General features: G+C 62.9%; 19 protein-coding genes. 11 read left to right on the top strand and 8 right to left on the bottom strand.

Going from position 1 to position 17,805, the window contains the following annotated elements; translation table 11 throughout:
• The first annotated feature begins 2 nt into the window (after positions 1-2).
• The gene (locus V1286_RS21795) at positions 3-860 is read left to right on the top strand and encodes an alpha/beta hydrolase (protein WP_334482453.1); all 858 of its coding nucleotides are present in this window, start codon (positions 3-5) and stop codon (positions 858-860) included.
• Positions 861-917: 57 nt separating this feature from the next.
• On the opposite strand, the gene V1286_RS21790 is transcribed toward V1286_RS21795, so the two are convergent.
• Both V1286_RS21790 and V1286_RS21785 read right to left on the bottom strand, forming a co-directional pair.
• A complete protein-coding gene (locus V1286_RS21790) occupies positions 918-1,331 on the bottom strand; it encodes a nuclear transport factor 2 family protein (RefSeq protein WP_334482451.1) in 414 nt (137 codons plus the stop codon).
• 149 nt (positions 1,332-1,480) lie between these two features.
• A complete protein-coding gene (locus V1286_RS21785; protein ID WP_334482449.1) occupies positions 1,481-2,254 on the bottom strand; it encodes an SDR family oxidoreductase in 774 nt (257 codons plus the stop codon).
• A 175-nt stretch (positions 2,255-2,429) separates the two neighbouring features.
• Here V1286_RS21785 and V1286_RS21780 point away from each other — a divergent pair, with 175 nt between their 5' ends.
• The gene (locus V1286_RS21780) at positions 2,430-3,506 is read left to right on the top strand and encodes a tartrate dehydrogenase (protein WP_334482448.1); all 1,077 of its coding nucleotides are present in this window, start codon (positions 2,430-2,432) and stop codon (positions 3,504-3,506) included.
• 217 nt (positions 3,507-3,723) lie between these two features.
• Here the strand turns inward: V1286_RS21780 and V1286_RS21775 are convergent, their stop codons facing one another.
• The 4 genes from V1286_RS21775 to V1286_RS21760 form a co-directional block, all read right to left on the bottom strand.
• Complete coding sequence (locus V1286_RS21775) at positions 3,724-4,368, bottom strand: suppressor of fused domain protein (protein ID WP_334482446.1); 645 nt, start codon at positions 4,366-4,368, stop codon at positions 3,724-3,726.
• A gap of 87 nt (positions 4,369-4,455) precedes the next feature.
• The gene (locus V1286_RS21770) at positions 4,456-5,370 is read right to left on the bottom strand and encodes an NAD(P)-dependent oxidoreductase (RefSeq protein WP_334482444.1); all 915 of its coding nucleotides are present in this window, start codon (positions 5,368-5,370) and stop codon (positions 4,456-4,458) included.
• Positions 5,371-5,407: 37 nt separating this feature from the next.
• A complete protein-coding gene (locus V1286_RS21765) occupies positions 5,408-6,658 on the bottom strand; it encodes a Zn-dependent hydrolase (protein WP_334482443.1) in 1,251 nt (416 codons plus the stop codon).
• 41 nt (positions 6,659-6,699) lie between these two features.
• Entirely contained in the window at positions 6,700-7,617 is a 918-nt protein-coding gene (locus V1286_RS21760; protein ID WP_334482441.1) for a LysR family transcriptional regulator, read from the bottom strand.
• A gap of 120 nt (positions 7,618-7,737) precedes the next feature.
• Here V1286_RS21760 and V1286_RS21755 point away from each other — a divergent pair, with 120 nt between their 5' ends.
• The 6 genes from V1286_RS21755 (at position 7,738) to V1286_RS21730 (ending at position 13,372) form a co-directional block, all read left to right on the top strand.
• Positions 7,738-8,559 (top strand): putative hydro-lyase, encoded by an 822-nt coding sequence (locus V1286_RS21755; protein ID WP_334482440.1) that lies wholly within the window; start codon positions 7,738-7,740, stop codon positions 8,557-8,559.
• A gap of 82 nt (positions 8,560-8,641) precedes the next feature.
• Complete coding sequence (locus V1286_RS21750; protein ID WP_334482439.1) at positions 8,642-9,886, top strand: ABC transporter substrate-binding protein; 1,245 nt, start codon at positions 8,642-8,644, stop codon at positions 9,884-9,886.
• Positions 9,887-10,094: 208 nt separating this feature from the next.
• Positions 10,095-10,973 carry a branched-chain amino acid ABC transporter permease gene (locus tag V1286_RS21745; RefSeq protein ID WP_334482438.1) on the top strand — a complete coding sequence of 293 codons (879 nt, stop codon included), beginning with the start codon at positions 10,095-10,097 and terminating at the stop codon, positions 10,971-10,973.
• The gene (locus tag V1286_RS21740; RefSeq protein WP_334482437.1) at positions 10,973-11,953 is read left to right on the top strand and encodes a branched-chain amino acid ABC transporter permease; all 981 of its coding nucleotides are present in this window, start codon (positions 10,973-10,975) and stop codon (positions 11,951-11,953) included. The genes V1286_RS21745 and V1286_RS21740 overlap by 1 nt, the downstream gene beginning before the upstream one ends.
• On the top strand, positions 11,950-12,684 hold the full coding sequence (locus V1286_RS21735; RefSeq protein ID WP_334482435.1) for an ABC transporter ATP-binding protein: 735 nt from the start codon (positions 11,950-11,952) through the stop codon (positions 12,682-12,684). The genes V1286_RS21740 and V1286_RS21735 overlap by 4 nt, the downstream gene beginning before the upstream one ends.
• Complete coding sequence (locus V1286_RS21730; protein WP_334482433.1) at positions 12,668-13,372, top strand: ABC transporter ATP-binding protein; 705 nt, start codon at positions 12,668-12,670, stop codon at positions 13,370-13,372. Before V1286_RS21735 ends, V1286_RS21730 begins: the two co-directional genes overlap by 17 nt.
• A gap of 121 nt (positions 13,373-13,493) precedes the next feature.
• Here the strand turns inward: V1286_RS21730 and V1286_RS21725 are convergent, their stop codons facing one another.
• Positions 13,494-13,781, bottom strand: coding sequence for a GIY-YIG nuclease family protein (locus tag V1286_RS21725; RefSeq protein WP_334482432.1), 288 nt, complete (start codon positions 13,779-13,781; stop codon positions 13,494-13,496).
• A gap of 117 nt (positions 13,782-13,898) precedes the next feature.
• On the bottom strand, positions 13,899-14,561 hold the full coding sequence (gene otnC, locus V1286_RS21720; protein ID WP_334482431.1) for a 3-oxo-tetronate 4-phosphate decarboxylase: 663 nt from the start codon (positions 14,559-14,561) through the stop codon (positions 13,899-13,901).
• 118 nt (positions 14,562-14,679) lie between these two features.
• On the opposite strand from otnC, the gene ltnD reads away from it, so the two are divergent.
• Genes ltnD through otnK form a run of 3 tightly spaced genes read left to right on the top strand, consistent with a single transcriptional unit; the run spans position 14,680 to position 17,677 of the window.
• Positions 14,680-15,594 carry an L-threonate dehydrogenase gene (ltnD, locus tag V1286_RS21715; RefSeq protein WP_334482430.1) on the top strand — a complete coding sequence of 305 codons (915 nt, stop codon included), beginning with the start codon at positions 14,680-14,682 and terminating at the stop codon, positions 15,592-15,594.
• Positions 15,595-15,620: 26 nt separating this feature from the next.
• Positions 15,621-16,403 carry a 2-oxo-tetronate isomerase gene (gene otnI / locus V1286_RS21710; protein ID WP_334482428.1) on the top strand — a complete coding sequence of 261 codons (783 nt, stop codon included), beginning with the start codon at positions 15,621-15,623 and terminating at the stop codon, positions 16,401-16,403.
• Positions 16,400-17,677 (top strand): 3-oxo-tetronate kinase, encoded by a 1,278-nt coding sequence (otnK, locus tag V1286_RS21705; protein WP_334482426.1) that lies wholly within the window; start codon positions 16,400-16,402, stop codon positions 17,675-17,677. Before otnI ends, otnK begins: the two co-directional genes overlap by 4 nt.
• The last annotated feature ends 128 nt before the right edge of the window (positions 17,678-17,805 follow it).

The raw sequence follows: 17,805 nt of genomic DNA, 5'->3' as shown, positions 1-17,805 counted from the left end.
GCATGACGACATTGTTTTCCGCGCTGGACTGGCGCGCGATGAGCCAGGAGGCGCGTGACCTCGGCCTTAATAATGCCGTCGCCGCGCCCGGCAGCTTGGAGATGGTCGCCGGCTGGGAGCAGCGCTCTGCCGCGATGCGCAAGCGTTTCCCCGGGCATCTCGACCTGCGCTATGGCCCGCGCGAGCGCAACCGGATCGATTTCCTGAAGGCCGCCGACAACGCGCCGACGCTGCTGTTCATTCACGGCGGCTACTGGCAGGCGCGGGCCAAGGAAGTCTTCACCGTCGTTACCGAAGGTCCGATGGCGCATGGCATCAATGTCGCGCTGATCGGCTATACGCTGGCGCCGGAGGCTGCGCTGGACGAAATCGTCGCCGAAATCCACGCCGGCATTGATTTCCTCTCCGGGCAATTGCCTGCGCTGGGTGCCGCGGCCGGAGGCATCGTGGTTTCCGGCTGGTCCGCCGGCGGGCATCTTACCTCGATGGTGCTGTCGCATCCGAAGGTGAGGGCAGGCATGGCCATATCAGGCATCTACGACCTTGAGCCGATCCGCCACAGCTACCTCAACGAAAAGCTGAGGGCCGATGAGGCAACCTCTCACCGCAACTCGCCGATGATGCAGGAAGGTGGTCCGCCAAAACCGCTGTCGCTGGTGGTCGGCAGCGCCGAGCTGCCGCTATTGCGCAAGCAGACCGCAGACTTCGCCGGCCACCGTGCCAGACATGGCTTGCCGGTGACGTATGAGGAAATTCCGGGTGCGAACCATTTCACCATCATGCACGAAATGATGTCGCCGAGGGGACGGATCACGACGCTGATCCGGCAATTGTTCGAGCGAACGACCGGCCAGAATTAGCCGCACTGACGCCTGTCCGACCCTCATGGCAAGGAATTGCATACTGACAAGGATGGATCAGACAGGACGCTTCACCGTCCAACGCTCCTGGGCAGTGGCATCCGTCCATGCGGTGCCTGGTGGGAGTAGCGTAATCCAGGTCTCGGCGAGCTTGCCGCCCTCGATCCGGTAGCTTTGCATCCCCGCCCGGCTGCGGCGCTCGCCAGTTGTGGGATCAGGCCACACGAACGAGAAGCGAAACCACGCACGGTCATCTGTGAATGAGTGATCGTACACGACGACGCGGGTGCCCGGTCGCTCCTTGTGGATAGCTGCGAGTTCCGCCGCGTAGGCCTCCCGCGTCACCGTCCGGTCGTCCTTTTCGTCATGCCGGATGTAGTGCGATCCGACGCAACTCGGGATCAGATCGTATTGGCCCTCATGCCAAACTCGCTCCCACCGGTCGAATAGGCCGCGTACAGCCTCAGACATTGACGAAGCTCCTTCCTGTTACGCTGTACTCAAAGCAAGACTCACGCCGCTTACTCCTTGCTCTTGTTTTCGTCCGCTTGTGGCCCATCCTCGAGACGCCGCGCAATTGCGCGGCTCCTCGGCATGAGTCGAGTATGTGGCCCCGCGGGTTACCACCCCGCCGTATACCCACCATCCACCGTGTAGATCACCCCCGACGTGTACCCCGATCGATCCGACGCCAGGAACGCCATGAGGTCGCCGATCTCGCGCGCATGCGCAGGGCGGCCGAGCGGCATGCCTTTCTGGAATTCCTTGTAGCGGTTCTCGTCGCCGAACTGGTTCTTGGCCCGGGTCTTCAGGAGCGTGACGTGACGGTCGGTGCCGACAGGGCCGGGATTGATGCCGACCACACGGATATTGTCGGCGAGGCTCTTGCCGCCGAGCGCGCGGGTGAAGGCCATCAGGGCCGCGTTGCCGGCGCTGCCGCAGATGTAGTTGGCGTCGAACTTTTCGCCGGCCGCACCAATGTCGTTGACGATGACGCCGTGCCCACGCGCCTTCATCTGCGCATAGATCGCGCGGGTGAGGTTGATATAGCCGAACACCTTCAGCTCCCAGGCATGGCGCCAGGTCGCCTCGTCGATCTTGTCGATCGAGCCGCCCGGGATATCGCCGGCATTGTTGACGAGGATGTCGATGTCGGCCGCGTCCTTGACGAGCTTGGCGATGTCGTCGGGCTTGCGCAGGTCCGCGACATGGGCGGTCGCGCCGATCTGGTGCGCCGAACGCAGCCGCTCCGCGAGGGCCTTCAACTGCTCGCCGTTGCGGGCGGCCAGCATGACGTCGCAGCCTTCTTCGGCAAAGGCTTCGGCCGCGGCCGCGCCAATGCCCTTGGAGGCGCCGGTAATCAGGACACGCTTGCCGCGCAGGTGCAGATCCATGGGATTTCTCGCTTCGGTGAGGGAGGCAGGAAGAGGGGGCCGCAAATTGTTAGACTTGCGGCGACATGGCGGTCAACATTGCAGTGCAGCGTTGCGCAGGCGGCAGGTTTGGTCCATTGCAAGGCAATCAAATAACCGGCATTAGCCGCCTGACAAGACAACAAGGAAACTCTCGATGAGCGCCAAAAAGCAATATCGGATCGCGGTCATTCCCGGTGACGGTATCGGCAAGGAAGTGGTCCCGGAAGGCCTGCGCGTGCTGGAGGCGGCGGCGAAAAAGCACGGTGTGTCCGTTCATTTCGATCATTTCGACTTCGCGTCCTGGGACTATTACGAAAAGCACGGCGAGATGATGCCGGAGGACTGGAAGGCGAAGATCGGCAAGCACGACGCGATTTATTTCGGCGCGGTCGGCTGGCCCGCCAAAATTCCGGATCACATTTCCCTGTGGGGCTCGCTCATAAAATTCCGGCGTGAATTCGATCAATATGTCAATCTGCGTCCGGTGCGGCTGATGCCCGGCGTGCCGTCGCCGCTCGCCAACCGCAAGCCCGGCGATATCGATTTCTGGGTGGTGCGCGAAAATACCGAGGGCGAGTATTCTTCCGTCGGCGGCCGCATGTTCCCGGACACCGACCGTGAATTCGTGACGCAGCAGACCGTGATGACGCGCGTTGGCGTCGACCGCATCTTGAAATTTGCTTTTGATCTGGCGCAGTCACGCCCGAAGAAGCATCTGACCTCGGCGACCAAGTCCAACGGTATCTCGATCACGATGCCCTATTGGGATGAGCGCGTGGAGGCGATGGCGAAGAACTATCCCAAGGTGAAGTGGGACAAGTACCACATCGACATCCTCACCGCGAACTTCGTGCTGCATCCGGATTGGTTCGACGTCGTGGTCGGCTCCAATTTGTTCGGCGACATCCTCTCGGACCTTGGCCCCGCCTGCACCGGCACTATCGGCATCGCGCCGTCGGGCAATATCAACCCGGAAGGCAATTTCCCGTCGGTGTTCGAGCCGGTGCACGGCTCGGCGCCCGACATCGCAGGCCAGGGCATCGCCAACCCGATCGGCATGATCTGGTCCGGCGCGATGATGCTGGAGCATCTCGGCGAGAAGCAGGCTGCTGCCTCGATCGTCGGTGCGATCGAACGCACGCTGGGCGAACGCACGTTGCGGACGCGGGATCTCGGCGGCAATGCCGACACGGCGGCGTGTGGCAAGGCAGTGGCGGAGATGGTGGACTGAGTTCTTCCTTCTCCCCTTGTGGGAGAAGGTGGCATAGGCGGCCGTTGGCCGCCGTACTAAAATAGGACGCCGATGCTTTGCATCGGCTATGGACGCGCAGCGGCAGCGAGACGGATGAGGGGTCTGTCTCCGCGGAGAGAACCCCTCATTCGCCTGCGCTTCGCTTCGGCACCTTCTCCCACAAGGGGAGAAGGGACAGCGATCGTCTACGTCAAAATTACACGTACGATTTCCGCGACGGATCGAAAATCGGCGGGTAATCATTCTCGTCGAGAAGATCGAGAAACGCGCCGATACCCTCGTTCTTGATCAGCCCGTACTCGCGGTCGGAGATCAGGTTCACGGTCAGTATCTCTATCGCGTCTCCCGCGATCGAAAGCTGCTCCGCGATACGCTGGTCCGGGGTAATGACCGGCGTGAGGAACAGGAATGTCTTGAAGTCCGTGTCCGGCATAGGCGGCTCCGGCATCGGCACCCTGTGTCCGAACCCGAACCAGGTGCTATCGAGGAGCGGCACCGTGGCGAGCCAGCGCAGCGTAGCGCTGACTTCCGGTGTGGCTTCGCGGACGTACCACATCAGCTCGGCGCGAACCTTCGCCTCTGCCTGATCCGGTACGGCCATGCGATGTTCGCTCATGCCATTGGTCAGAAGAACGTAGCCTTCATCCGAACCCTCTTCGCAATCCGGCACGAAATCGCGGCCAAAGGCGTGCACGTCGATGCGGCGATCGCTGGCGTCGCTGAACGTATATTCGCGTTCGCCAAGCTCCTGTTCGTAGATGGCGAGCCGTTGCAGGTGGGAACCAGTGGGGTCTGCAGGCTTGCCGCGATTGAATAACGGTTTCTTGAGCAGTGACAGCATGTGAACCTCATGGGCGGCCGCGGGCCGCGACGCTGTCTGTTGTCGCGAGGCGGCGCCGGTCGGTTCAAACGCGTATCCTCGGTGCTGCTATTTTCCCTTCACGATCCGCCGGCAGTGCTCCCACGCCGCGCGCATCAAATTCTCGCTCGCCTCCGGCGTGCGGAACGCCGAATGCGCCGACAGCGTCACGTTCTCCAGTTTCGTGAGCGGATGATCCGCCGGGAGCGGCTCGATGTTGAAGACATCCAGACCGGCATGGCGGATCTGGCCAGACTTCAACGCATCGATCATCGCCTTTTCATCAACGATTGCGCCGCGCGCGGTATTGACCAGGATGACGCCGGGCTTCATGGCCTCGATGCAGGCGGCCGAGATCAGTCCGCGCGTCTCGTCGTTCAACAGCAGATGGATCGAAACGACGTCGCTCTCGGTCAGTAATTCGTCGAGATCGACGAACTCGACCTTCGGATGCTTCTTCGGCGAACGATTCCAGGCGACGACACGCATGCCTGAGCCGATCGCGATGCGGGCGACCTCGGCGGCGATACCGCCGAAGCCGATCAGGCCCAGCGTCTTGCCCGTCAGCTGCATGCCGTCGTCACGCAGCCAGTTGCCGGCGCGGATCCCGCGGTCCATCTTGGCGAGCCCGCGCGCGCCCTCCCACATCAGCGCGACAGCGCATTCCGCCACGGCGGTATCGCCATAGCCCTTGATCAGATGTACTTCGATCCCGAGCCCGGCGAGCTCTTCCGGGTTCATGTAGCTGCGTGCGCCGGTGCCGAGAAACACGACGTGCTTCAAGCCCGTGCACTTCTTCGCGACATCCGTTGGCAGTGCGGTGTGATCGACGATCGCGATCTCGGCGCCGTCGAGTATCGCAGGATACTGATCCGAGGTGATGTCGGGGTTCCGGTGGATTACGACCTTGGGATCGCCTGATTTCTCCAGCCGCTCGAAGATCACGGCCAGCGATTCATTGGCGTCAACGAAAACTCCACGCATGGCATTTCCCCAAGTTCTATTTATCAGGCTCTATTTATCAGGATGCGACGCCGGCCAGCGCCAGCACGGTATGCATCAGCACATTGGCGCCCGCCGCGCAATCGGCCTGGGTAGCGTCTTCCAGTTCGTTGTGGCTGATGCCGTCCTTGCAGGGCACGAACACCATCGCCGCCGGCATCACGGTGTTGAGGTTGCAGGCATCGTGGCCGGCGCCGGAGGTGATGCGGCGATGGGAAAGCCCCAGCATCTTCGCGGCGTTCTCCACCGCGTCCACCAGTTTGGGATCGAAATGCGTCGGCGGCTTGCGCCAGATCAGATCGAACTGGACCTCGACCTTGCGCCGCGATGCGATTTCGGCAATAGCAGCGCGCAAATCCTTATCCAGCACGTCCATGATGGCGGCATCCGCGCTGCGGCAGTCGACCGTGAAGGCGATCTCGCCGGGAATGACGTTGCGCGAGGGGTTGGCAATCACCGCCTCGCCGACGGTGCCGACGGCCTTGGGGCCGTGCTTCCTGGCAATCGCTTCCATCGCCAGCACGATTTCCGACAGCGTCGCCAGCGCGTCGCGCCGCAGCGGCATCGGCGTTGAGCCGGCATGGCTTTCGAAACCGGTGATCTTGCCGTCATACCAGAGCACGCCCTGGCCGGAATCGACCACGCCGATGGTCTTGTTTTCCGCCTCGAGAATCGGCCCCTGTTCGATGTGCAGTTCGACGAAGCCTGAGAATTTCTGCGTCCCCACCGGGGTCGCGCCGCGGTAACCGATGCTGTCGAGCGCCTGCGCCACCGTGACGCCCTCGGCATCCTTACGCGACAAAATGTCGTCGGTGGTGAAATCGCCGACGTAAGCCGCCGACGCCATCATCGCTGGCGCAAACCGCGAGCCTTCCTCATTGGTCCAGTTGCAGATGCAGATCGGCGTCTCGGTTTCGATCCCGGCATCGTTGAGCGTACGGACCACCTCCAGCGCGGCCAACGTGCCGAGCACGCCGTCATATTTGCCGCCGGTCGGCTGCGTGTCGAGGTGGGAGCCGAGGCCGATCGGAGCCTTCGACATGTCGCGGCCCTTGCGCAGGCCGAACATCGAACCCAGTGCATCGACATGGACTTCCAGCCCCGCGGCCTCGCAACGCGCGCGGAACCAGTCGCGCACCTGCTTGTCCTCAGGCCCCAGCGTCAGCCGCCGCACGCCGCCTTTCGGGGTGGCGCCGAATTTGGCGGTTTCGTGAATCGTGTCCCAAAGGCGGGCGGAATCGATTTGCAGGTTGGAGGCGATTTTTGTCATTGACCGTTCCGAAGTTCAGACGATACGCGAGGCGCGCTTTGTCAATGACGCGCCTCGCGCGGCGCGTCAACAATGACGCCGCCGCGCGCAAGGCTGGCGGCGAGTTCGACCACGCGCTCCACCGCGACCGTGTCGGGGGAGGCGAGCCAGCTTGCCGAGAATGTCAGCGGGGCCAGCTGCAGATTGGTCGACAACAATTGCAACCGCCCGTCCGCCATGTCGCTCTCGACAATCGCGGTAGGTATCAGGGCGATGCCGAGGCCTTCGATCGCCATGTGGATGACGGTTGCGAGCGAGGCGCTGGCATGCAGGCGTATCGGCGGCAGATCAGGGCGGTTGAACAGGGAGCGCACGATCTCGTAGGGCTGGGTCCGGCGCGAAAAGGTGATGATCGGAAATTTCGCCAGATCGTGCAGGGTCAACGCCTGCTTGCCGAGGCCGAGCGACGGGCTCGCCAGAAAGCCCACGGAATAATCGCACAGCGGCCGGTTGTTGACCATCGGAGCCGTCAGCGGTCCGAGCACGAAAGCGAGTTCGATTTCCTGTGCGAGGAGCCGGGTGCGCAGGTTCGAGGTAATGTCGACCTCGATCTCGAGCGAGAGGTTCGGATAGGCGTGATTGACGCTCTTGATCAGCTGCGGCAGCCAGGTATGCACGATGGTCTCGGCGACGCCGAGCCGCAGCACGCCGCGCATCGCCGAGCGGTCGCCGACCACGGCCAGCATTTCCGAGCGCAGCCCGATCAGCTTCTCGGCATAGACCATCAACTGCCGTCCGCTCGGCGTCGGCAGCACCATGCGGCGGTCGCGCTGCAGGAGTTTTACACCCACCTCGCGCTCGAGCTGGGCGATCCGCTGCGAGATCGCGGGCTGGGTGGTGTTGAGCTTCTGCGCCGCGCCGCGGAAGCTGCCGAGCGTGACCACCCACATGAAGGTCTCAATTGCCTTGAAATCAGTCATGCACCCTCTGGTCGCAGGTTGATAATTTTTATTTATCGAACTTGATTAAAAAAGACGATTAGACATTATCATAGCCATATGCGGGAGTAGATGTCGACAAGAATGGAAGCGGGGACAACGATGACCAGCTTGGCGAGGACGGAAACACGCGGTCACGATACGGCGGATTTATCGCCGAGCGTGGCGGCCCGGCATGCCTGCCGCAACGGCATGGCCCATCACACCGCGGGCGTCGCCAACGGCTTCGTCCAGGGCAACCTCGCCATCCTGCCGGAAAAATTCGCGGGCGCTTTTCATCGCTTCTGCCAGCTCAATCCCAAACCGTGCCCGATCATCGGCATGTCCGAGGTCGGTGACCCCCGCATTCCCGCGCTCGGCATCGACCTCGACATCCGCACCGACCTGCCGCGCTATCGCGTGTGGCGCGACGGCGAAATCGTGGAGGAGCCGACCGACATCATGGCGCACTGGCGCGACGATCTCGTCGCCTTCGTGCTCGGCTGCTCGTTCTCCTTCGAGGAGGCGCTGCTGGAGGAAGGTCTGCCGATCCGTCATATCGAGCGCGATGTGCGCGTGCCGATGTTCCGCACCAACATCGCCTGCAGCCCCGCGGGCCCGTTTGCCGGTCCGATGGTGGTGACGATGCGGCCGTTCAAGCCGGCGGACGCGATCCGCGCGGTGCAGATCACTTCGCGCTTCCCCTCGGTGCACGGTGCGCCGGTTCATATCGGTCTTCCCGAGTCGATCGGCATCGCTGACCTCGCCAAGCCCGACTACGGCGATCCGGTGCCGGTCGAGGCGGACGAAATTCCGGTGTTCTGGGCCTGCGGCGTGACCCCGCAATCTGTCATCCAGGCCGCGAAGGTGCCGTTTGCGATTACGCATGCGCCCGGATTGATGCTGGTGACCGATCTCAGGAACAAAGCGCTTGCCGTGCTTTGATGCAGTTCCTGCTGATCATTGAGGCTTTACCGTAACCTTCGCCCGTTTCATCGATAGTCGCCATCCAACAAAGGATATCGCCATGAATATCACGCGCCGAAACGTACTGCTTGGAGCCACTGCTGCCGCAGCGCTCGGCCCGATCGCCGCCCATGCCCAAACTTCCGAAGTGGTGATCGGCGTGATCTATCCGTTCTCCGGCGCCAGCGCCCAGATGGGTGTCGATGCCCAGAAGTCGTATGAGACCGCGCTCGACATCATCAACAAGAATCACGATTTCGATCTGCCGCTGGCGAAAGGCGAAGGCTTGCCCGGCCTCGGCGGCGCCAAGATCCGCCTCGTATTCGCCGACCACCAGGCCGATCCGCAGAAGGGCCGTGCCGAGACCGAGCGCCTGATCACGCAGGAGAAGGTCTGCGCCGTCATCGGCACCTATCAGAGTTCGGTCGCGGTGACCGTCAGCCAGGTCTGCGAGCGCTACCAGATCCCGTTCATCTCGGCCGACAATTCCTCGCCGAGCCTGCACAAGCGCGGTCTCAAGTTCTATTTCCGCGCAGCGCCGCATGACGAAATGTTCTCGGCGGCGATGTTCAATTTCTTCGACGCCATGAAGAAGAAGGGCACCAAGATCGACACGCTGTCGCTGTTCCACGAAGACACCATCTTCGGCACCGATTCCGCCAACACCCAGATCAAGCTGGCTGGCGATCGCGGCTACAAGATCGTCACGGACATCAAGTATCGCTCCAATTCTCCCTCATTGTCGGCGGAAGTGCAGCAGCTCAAGACGGCGAACGCCGACGTGCTGATGCCCTCGAGCTACACCACCGACGGCATCCTGCTGGTCAAGACCATGGCCGAGCTCGGCTACAAGCCGAACGCGATCGTCGCCCAGAACGCCGGCTTCTCCGAGAAGGCGCTGTATGATGCGGTCGGCGACAAGCTCGAAGGCGTGATCTCGCGCGGCAGCTTCTCGCTCGACCTCGCGGCCAAACGGCCGATGGTCGGCAAGATCAACGCCATGTTCAAGGAAAAGTCGGGCAAGGATTTCAACGACCTGACGTCGCGGCAGTTCATGGGCCTCCTGGTGATGGCGGAAGCCATCAATCGCGCCAAATCGACCGACGGCGAGAAGATCCGCGAGGCGCTGGTCGCGACCGACATCCCGGGCGAACAGACCATCATGCCGTGGAAGCGCGTCAAGTTCGACGAGCTGGGTCAGAACAACGACGCCGATCCGGTGCTGCTGCAATATATCGGCGGCAAGTTCGTCACCATCTTCCCGCCGCAGGCCGCGATCGCCGAAGCCGTCTGGCCGATGAAGTAGGCCGTCGCTTTTTGGCGAGACATCACAAACGCAGTGTCGTCCCTGCCTAGTGCGCATTGCGCACGGGCGCAGGGACCCATACGCCGAGGAGCATCGGTTTCATCGTGGCCTCACGTCCTTCGTTCAAATGCGACTCCAGTGGTTATGGGTCCCTGCGCCCGTGCGCAATGCGCACTAGGCAGGGACGACGTGCGATGGGGGTATCCCGGTGACCGCCGAAACCATCATCCAAAGCCTGGCGAGCGGCCTCCTCATGGGACTGCTCTACGGTCTCATCGCCGTCGGCCTCGCGCTCATCTTCGGCCTGATGGACGTCGTGAACTTCGCCCATGGCGAATTCCTGATGATCGCGATGTACGCGACGTTCTTCCTGTTCGCATTCTTCGCGATCGACCCGTTGCTGTCGGTGCCGCTGGTCGCGGCGGCATTGTTCGTGTTCGGGGCCGTCGTCTATCTGCTGATCGTGCGCTTTGCCGTGCGCGCCAAGGCCAACGCGGGCATGGTGCAGATCTTCTCCACCTTCGGCCTCGCCATCGTCATGCGCGGCCTGGCGCAGTACTTTTTCACGCCGGACTATCGCAGCGTTACGCATTCCTGGCTCGGCGGCAAGACCGTCTCGGTCGCCGGCATCTTCCTGCCGGTGCCGCAACTGGTCGGCGCCCTGGTCGCGATCACAGCATTCGGCGCGCTCTATCTCTTCATCAACCGCACTGACTTTGGCCGCGCGCTCGAAGCGACCCGGGAGGACGCCGGCGCCGTAGCGCTGGTCGGCATCGACAAGAACAAGGTGTTCGCGCTGGGTTGGGGCCTGGGGGCGGCGCTGGTGGGGCTATCAGGCGCGATCATGGCGATCTTCTTCTACATCTATCCGGATGTCGGCGCTTCATTCGCGCTGATCGCCTATGTGACGGTGGCGCTCGGCGGTTTCGGCAGCGTGTTCGGCGCCTTCGCCGGCGGCATCATCGTCGGCCTCGTCGAGGCCACGACTGCGTTGCTGCTGCCGCCTTCGCTCAAGGCGGTCGGCATCTATGCGGTCTATCTCCTTGTCGTCTTCATCCGGCCGCGCGGCCTGTTCGGATCGATGTGATGGATACCGCTTTCGCAGAACGCCGCCGCCGCGACCTCGTCGTCGCATGTGTTCTCGCCGCGATCGCAGCCGTCGTGCCGCTGTTCGTCAAGGACGTGTACGTCCAGAACATGATGGTGCTGACGCTGATGTGGGGCGCGCTGTCGCAGAGCTGGAACATTCTTTCCGGCTATTGCGGACAGATCTCGCTCGGCCACGCGCTCTATTTCGGGCTTGGCGCCTACACCACCGCGCTGCTGTTTACCAAATTCGGCGTGCTGCCGTGGTTCGGCATGCTCGGCGGCGGCGTGATCTCCGCGCTGATTGCGATGGCGCTTGGCTACCCCTGTTTCCGGCTGCGCGGACATTACTTCGTCATCGCCACCATTGTCATCGCCGAGATCGGGCTATTGCTGTTTCACAACTGGGATTGGGCTGGTGCTGCGATGGGCATCGAGATTCCCGTGCGCGGCGACAGCTGGCTGAAATTCCAGTTCCCACGCAGCAAGCTGCCATACTTCTACTTCGCGCTGGCGTTGGCTTGCGTCGCCTGGTTCGTTACCTGGTGGCTGGAAAATTCCAAATGGGGTTTTTGGTGGCGCGCAGTAAAGGACAATCCGGAGGCGGCTGAAAGCCTCGGCGTGGTCGTGTTCAATTCCAAGATGGGTGCGGCGGCGGTCTCGGCGTTCCTGGTTGCGGTCGGCGGCAGCTTCTATGCGCAGTTCGTCTCCTATATCGATCCCGAGAGCATCATGGGCTTTCAGCTCTCGCTGCTGATGGCCTTGCCCGCCGTGCTAGGGGGTATCGGTACGCTGTGGGGTCCGATGCTGGGCGCGGTCATCCTGATCCCGCTCACGGAGTTGACGCGTTCCTACATGGGCGGCTCCGGCCGTGGTGTCGACCTGATCGTCTATGGCGGCCTGATCATCGCGATTTCGCTGGCGCGGCCGCAGGGGCTGATCGGCCTGTTCTCGTTCAAACGTAAGGAGGCGGCCCGATGACGACGCCTCTTCTGGAAACCCGCGGCGTCTGGCAGCGTTTTGGCGGCCTGATTGCCAACAGCGACGTCTCGATTTCGGTCGGGCGCGGCGAAATCGTCGGCCTGATCGGCCCGAACGGCGCCGGCAAGTCGACGCTGTTCAACCTGATCGCGGGCGTGCTGCCGCCCACCCAAGGCTCGATTATCTTCGACGGCCAGGACGTCACCGCGTTGCCGGCGGCGGAACGCTGCCAGCGCGGAATCGGCCGCACGTTTCAGGTCGTGAAGAGTTTCGAGACCATGACTGTCATCGACAACGTCATCGTCGGCGCGCTGGTCCGCACCACCGTGATGCGCGATGCCCGCCGCAAGGCGCATGAGGTGCTGGAATTTTGCGGCCTCGGCCCGCGCGCCAATGTGCTGGCCAGCGATCTGGTCCCGTCTGAAAAGCGCCGGCTCGAGGTAGCGCGGGCGCTGGCGACGGAACCGAAACTGTTGCTGCTGGACGAAGTGCTCACCGGGCTGACGCCGGTCGAAGCCAAGACCGGCGTCGAGCTGGTACGCAAGGTGCGCGACACCGGCGTCACCGTCTTGATGGTCGAGCACGTCATGGAAATCGTGATGCCGCTGGTTGACCGCGCCATCGTGCTCGATCTCGGCAAGGTGCTGGTCGAGGGCAAGCCCACCGATGTGGTCCGCGATCCGAAAGTCATTACCGCCTATCTGGGAGACCGTCATGCTGTCGGTGCATGAAGTCACCACCGCCTATCAAGGCCTGGTCGCGATCTCGGCAGTCAGCATCCAAGTGGCAAAAGGCGAAATCGTCTGCGTCGCCGGCGCCAACGGGGCCGGCAAGTCGACGCTGTTGAAATCGATCGCCGGCGCGGAACGCCCGCGCTCCGGCACCGTGTCGTTCGACGGCACCCGGATCGACGGCATGGCGCAGCATATCATCACCTCGCGCGGCATCGCCTACGTGCCGGAAAACCGCCGGCTGTTTCCGCGGCTCTCAGTGCGGGACAATCTAAGGCTCGGCAGCTACCTCTATCGCGGTGAAGCCGATCGCGAGGCGCCGCTCGATCTGGTGTTCAAGCTGTTTCCGCGCCTGCAGGAGCGGCTGGAGCAGCGCGCCGAAACGCTAAGCGGCGGCGAGCAGCAGATGCTGGCCATCGGCCGCGCGCTGATGACGCGGCCGCGGCTGTTGATGCTCGACGAGCCGTCGCAGGGCATCATGCCAAAGCTGGTCGACGAAATCTTTCAGGCGGTGAAGCGGATCCGCGACGCGGGGATGACCGTGCTGATTGTCGAGCAGCGCATGTCGGAATGCCTGGAGATTGCCGACCGCGCCTACATCCTGCAGACGGGGCGCGTGCTGATGCAGGGAAGTGCGGCGGAAATCAGCGTCAATCCGGATGTGAGGAAGGCGTATCTGGGGCTGTAGCTGCTGCCGTGAAGGGCGAGCTCTCTCCACGTCATTGCGAGCGAAGCGAAGCAATCCAGAAATTTCACGGCAGAGACGGTCTGGATGGCGTCGTAGCTTATTGCTCCGCGAAATGACGAACTCAAATGAGATCGCCGTAAAGATCCTTCCAACTGGGGTTATGACTCTCAATCAACGCCAGCTTCTTCGCGCGGCTGCCTGCCTTGATTTGTTTTTCGCGGGTAATGGCCTCGATCATGCTGCCGTGAAGTTCGTACCAAACCAGAAGCTTGCACGCGTGCTTCCTTGAAAACCCCGCGACCAGCCCTTCGCGATGTTCGAAAGCTCGTTTTGGGAGGTTACTCGTCACGCCGGTATAGAGTGTTCCGTTGCGGCGGCTCGCCATGATGTAGACGCAGGGCTGTTTCATCCGATCTCTCCGTCGGCGTTGTGGGGAGCGTTAGCTCTGAAGCAATCAGTTTTTCTGTGGCCCCTGGATTGCTTCGCTTCGCTCGCAATGACGTGGAGAGAGTTCGGCACACAAGCGCTATGAATGCTTCCCATGCTCCGGCAATGTCAGCCCGAACGTCTTCGTCAAATCCTCTACCTGCGCCGGCGACAGATACCGTGGGTTCAGTCCGCGCAGCAGCAAATACAATCTCGCCGTTTCTTCCAGTTCCTCGATCGCGAACACCGCAGCTTCCAGCGTGTCCCCAGATACCACCGGCCCGTGATTGGCGAGGAGCACGGAGGAGTATTTTCCGGCCAGCCCCTTGATCGCGTCGGCGACAGCCGGATCGCCGGGACGATAATACGGCACCAGCGCGGTGTGGCCGCATTTCATCAGGTAGTAGGGCGTCATCGGCGGCAGCGCGGCGCGGGGGTCGATCTCCGGCAGCATCGACAATGCCACTGAGTGGGTCGAATGCAGGTGCACGACCGCGCGCGCAGCGCCGCGAGTCTGGTAGAGCGCGGTGTGCAGCGGCACTTCCTTGGTCGGCGCGTCGCCGGATATCAGCCGTCCGTCGGGGCCGAGCCGCGACATCCGCGCCGGGTCGAGCGAGCCCAGCGAGGCATTGGTCGGCGTCACCAGCCAGCCACCGTTGTCGAGTTTCACGCTGATGTTGCCCGAGGAGCCCGGCGTCAGCCCGCGCTCGAACAGCGAGCGACCGAGGCGGCAGATTTCCTCCCGGATTTTTGTTTCGCTCATGAACCGACCCCGTTTGACGCCTTTTCCCACGCTTTGGCAGCGCGGCCAAGCCGTGATACCCAGAGGCAAAGCCGTCAGGTCTGATGGCGGCCAAAATGAACCATTGAGGGATCGCCGCATGCCAGAATCCGCCAAACCGCGTGTCGCCGTCATCGGACTGGGCTCGATGGGGTTCGGCATGGCGACCTCGCTGCGCCGCGCCGGCCTCGAAGTCACCGGCTGCGACGTCTCGGCGGACTCCGTGGCGCGGTTCGTGGCTGACGGCGGGAAGGGGGCCGGGACGCCGGCGGAAGCCGCCAAGGCGGCTGACATCGTCGTCAGCGTGGTCGTCAACGCGGCCCAGACCGAGACCATCCTGTTCGGTGCCAATGGCGTCGCCGAAACCCTGGGCAAGGGCGCGGTATTCGTCTCCTCCGCCACCATGGACCCCGACGTCGCGCGGCGGCTCGCCAAACAGTTGGAAGCCACCGGGCGGCACTACCTCGACGCGCCGATATCAGGCGGTGCGCAGCGGGCGGCGCAGGGTGAACTCACCGTTTTGGCCTCAGGCAGCCCGGCCGCCTTTGCCAAAGCCCGACCGGCACTCGATGCGATGGCCGCAAAACTTTACGAACTCGGCGATGATGCCGGCCAGGGCGCCGCGTTCAAGATGATCAACCAGTTGCTCGCCGGCGTCCACATCGCCGCCGCCTCGGAAGCCATCGCATTCGCTGCCAAGCAGGGCCTCGACATAAGAAAGGTCTACGAGGTGATCACGGCATCCGCCGGCAATTCCTGGATGTTCGAGAACCGCATGCCGCATGTGCTCGACGGCGATTATACGCCGCGCAGTGCGGTCGAAATTTTCGTGAAAGACCTCGGCATCATCCAGGACATGGCGCGCTCGCAAAAGTTCCCGGTGCCGGTGGCCGCTGCTGCGCTGCAGATGTTTTTGATGACGGCCGCATCGGGCATGGGCCGCGACGACGACGCCTCGGTGGCGCGGATGTATGCCCGCGTCACCGGCACGCATCTGCCCGGCGAACCGAAATAGCCGCAAGATCAAGAAGGGGACGCTCGATGCCGCATTTTGCCGCCAATCTCTCCATGATGTTCACCGACGTGCCGTTCCTCGACCGCTTCGAGGCGGCGGCGAAAGCGGGCTTCACCGCCGTCGAATTCCTGTTCCCTTACGACCATCCGGCCGAAGCCGTCGGCGACGGCCTGAAGCGCAACGGCCTGACGCAGGCGCTGTTCAATCTGCCGCCGGGCAATTGGGACGCCGGCGAAAAGGGCTTTGCGGCGCTGCCGGAGCGTTTTGACGATCTGAAGCGCGGCCTTGAGACGGCGCTTCCTTACGCGCAGGCGACCGGCGTCAAGCGGCTGCATCTGATGGCCGGCATCGCCAATCGCAGCGAACCGAAAGCCGTCGAGCAGTTTTATAAATCGGTGACGTGGGCCGCGGAGTTCTTCGCAGCCTATGGCCTCGACGTCGTGATAGAGCCGATCAATGCCCGCAACGTGCCGGGCTACTTTCTCAACGATTTTGGCTTCGCGCGCGACCTGATCACCGAACTGAAGATTCCAAATCTAAAACTGCAGTTCGATATCTATCACTGCCAGATCATTCATGGCGACGTCACCATGCGGCTGCGCGAGATGATGCCGATCACAGGCCACGTCCAGATCGCCAGCATTCCCTCGCGCAACGAACCCGACGGCGAGGAACTGAACTATCCTTTCCTGTTCACTGAACTCGACCGGCTCGGCTATGGCGGCTTCGTCGGCTGCGAATACAATCCGCGCGGCAAGACCACCGACGGCCTCGCCTGGTTCAAGCCCTATGCCGGAGTAAAGCCGTGAAATTGTCTCTGGGCTGCATCGCCGACGACTACACCGGCGCCTCCGATCTCGCCAACACGCTGACCCGTCAGGGCCTGCGCACGGTGCAGACCATCGGCGTACCGTCGGACGACCTCGCGCTGCCTGAGGTCGACGCAGTCGTGGTGTCGCTCAAGAGCCGCTCGATCGAGGCTGACGTTGCGGTTGATCGTTCCCGCGCCGCCGAAAAATGGCTGCGCGGCCGCGGCGCCGGCCACGTGCTGTTCAAGATCTGCTCGACCTTCGATTCCACCGACGCCGGCAACATCGGCCCGGTGATGGACGCGCTACGCGCCGATTCCGGCGACGCCATCGTTCTGGTGACGCCGGCCTTTCCGGAAACCGGCCGCACCGTCTATCAGGGCAACCTGTTCGTCGGTTCCGTGCCGCTGAACGAAAGTCCGCTGAAGGACCATCCGCTCAACCCGATGCACGATTCCAATCTGGTGCGCGTGCTGGCGCGCCAGAGCCAAACCAAAGTCGGGCTGGTCAATCTCGCCACGCTTTCGCGCGGCGCGGACGCCGTTCGCGAACGTCTCGCCGATCTGGCGGCGAAGGGCATCGGCGCAGCCATCATCGACGCCGTGTTCGACCGCGATCTGGAAACCATCGGCGACGTCGCGCTGGATCATCGCCTGTCGGTTGGCGCATCCGGCATCGGCCTCGGCCTGGCCCGGGCGCTGGTCGCTTCCGGTAAGGTCAAATCGGCTTCGGCTGGCGCGGCGTCCGGCGCGCCGGTCGGCGGGCCGGCGGCGTGCCTGGCCGGGAGTTGCTCGCAGGCGACGCTGGCCCAGATCGCCAATGCCGAAAAGACCATGGCCGTGCTGCATCTCGATCCCGAACAGATCATCGCCGGACCCGGCGAGGTGCGTCGCGCGCTGGCCTGGGCTGCCGACCGAATCACCGACGGTCCGATCCTGATCGCCAGCAGCTCGACGCCGGACCAAGTTGCAGCTCTGCAATCCCGGCATGGCCGCGATGCAGCCGGACATGCCATCGAGCAGGCGATGGCGGACATCGCGGAAGGTTTGGTGCGCTCAGGCGTGCGCCGGCTGGTGGTCGCCGGTGGTGAAACTTCGGGCGCCGTCGTCGATCGCCTGGGCATTCCCGGATTCCTCGTAGGCGAGGAAATCGCTGCAGGAGTGCCGGTTCTGCGCGCCGTCGGCGCCGATAAGGGCGAAATGCTACTTGCACTGAAATCGGGCAATTTCGGCGGTGCGGAATTTTTCTCCGATGCGCTGAAGCTGATGCGCTGATCGCTGCGCCGGCCTTCACGGGGCCGGTGCGGTCTGGCACCTAAGTATTTTTACCCCGACGTCGTTAACTCAACCTGAGGACGTGCCGGGTTTTATTTCTGTAACGGCATCCTTTTGATTCCCCCAAC

The sequence above is a fragment of the Bradyrhizobium algeriense genome (assembly GCF_036924595.1).
Classification (GTDB): Bacteria; Pseudomonadota; Alphaproteobacteria; order Rhizobiales; family Xanthobacteraceae; genus Bradyrhizobium; species Bradyrhizobium algeriense.
The sequence above is the reverse complement of the archived record's forward strand: the minus strand, read 5'-3'. Positions and strand labels throughout refer to the sequence as shown.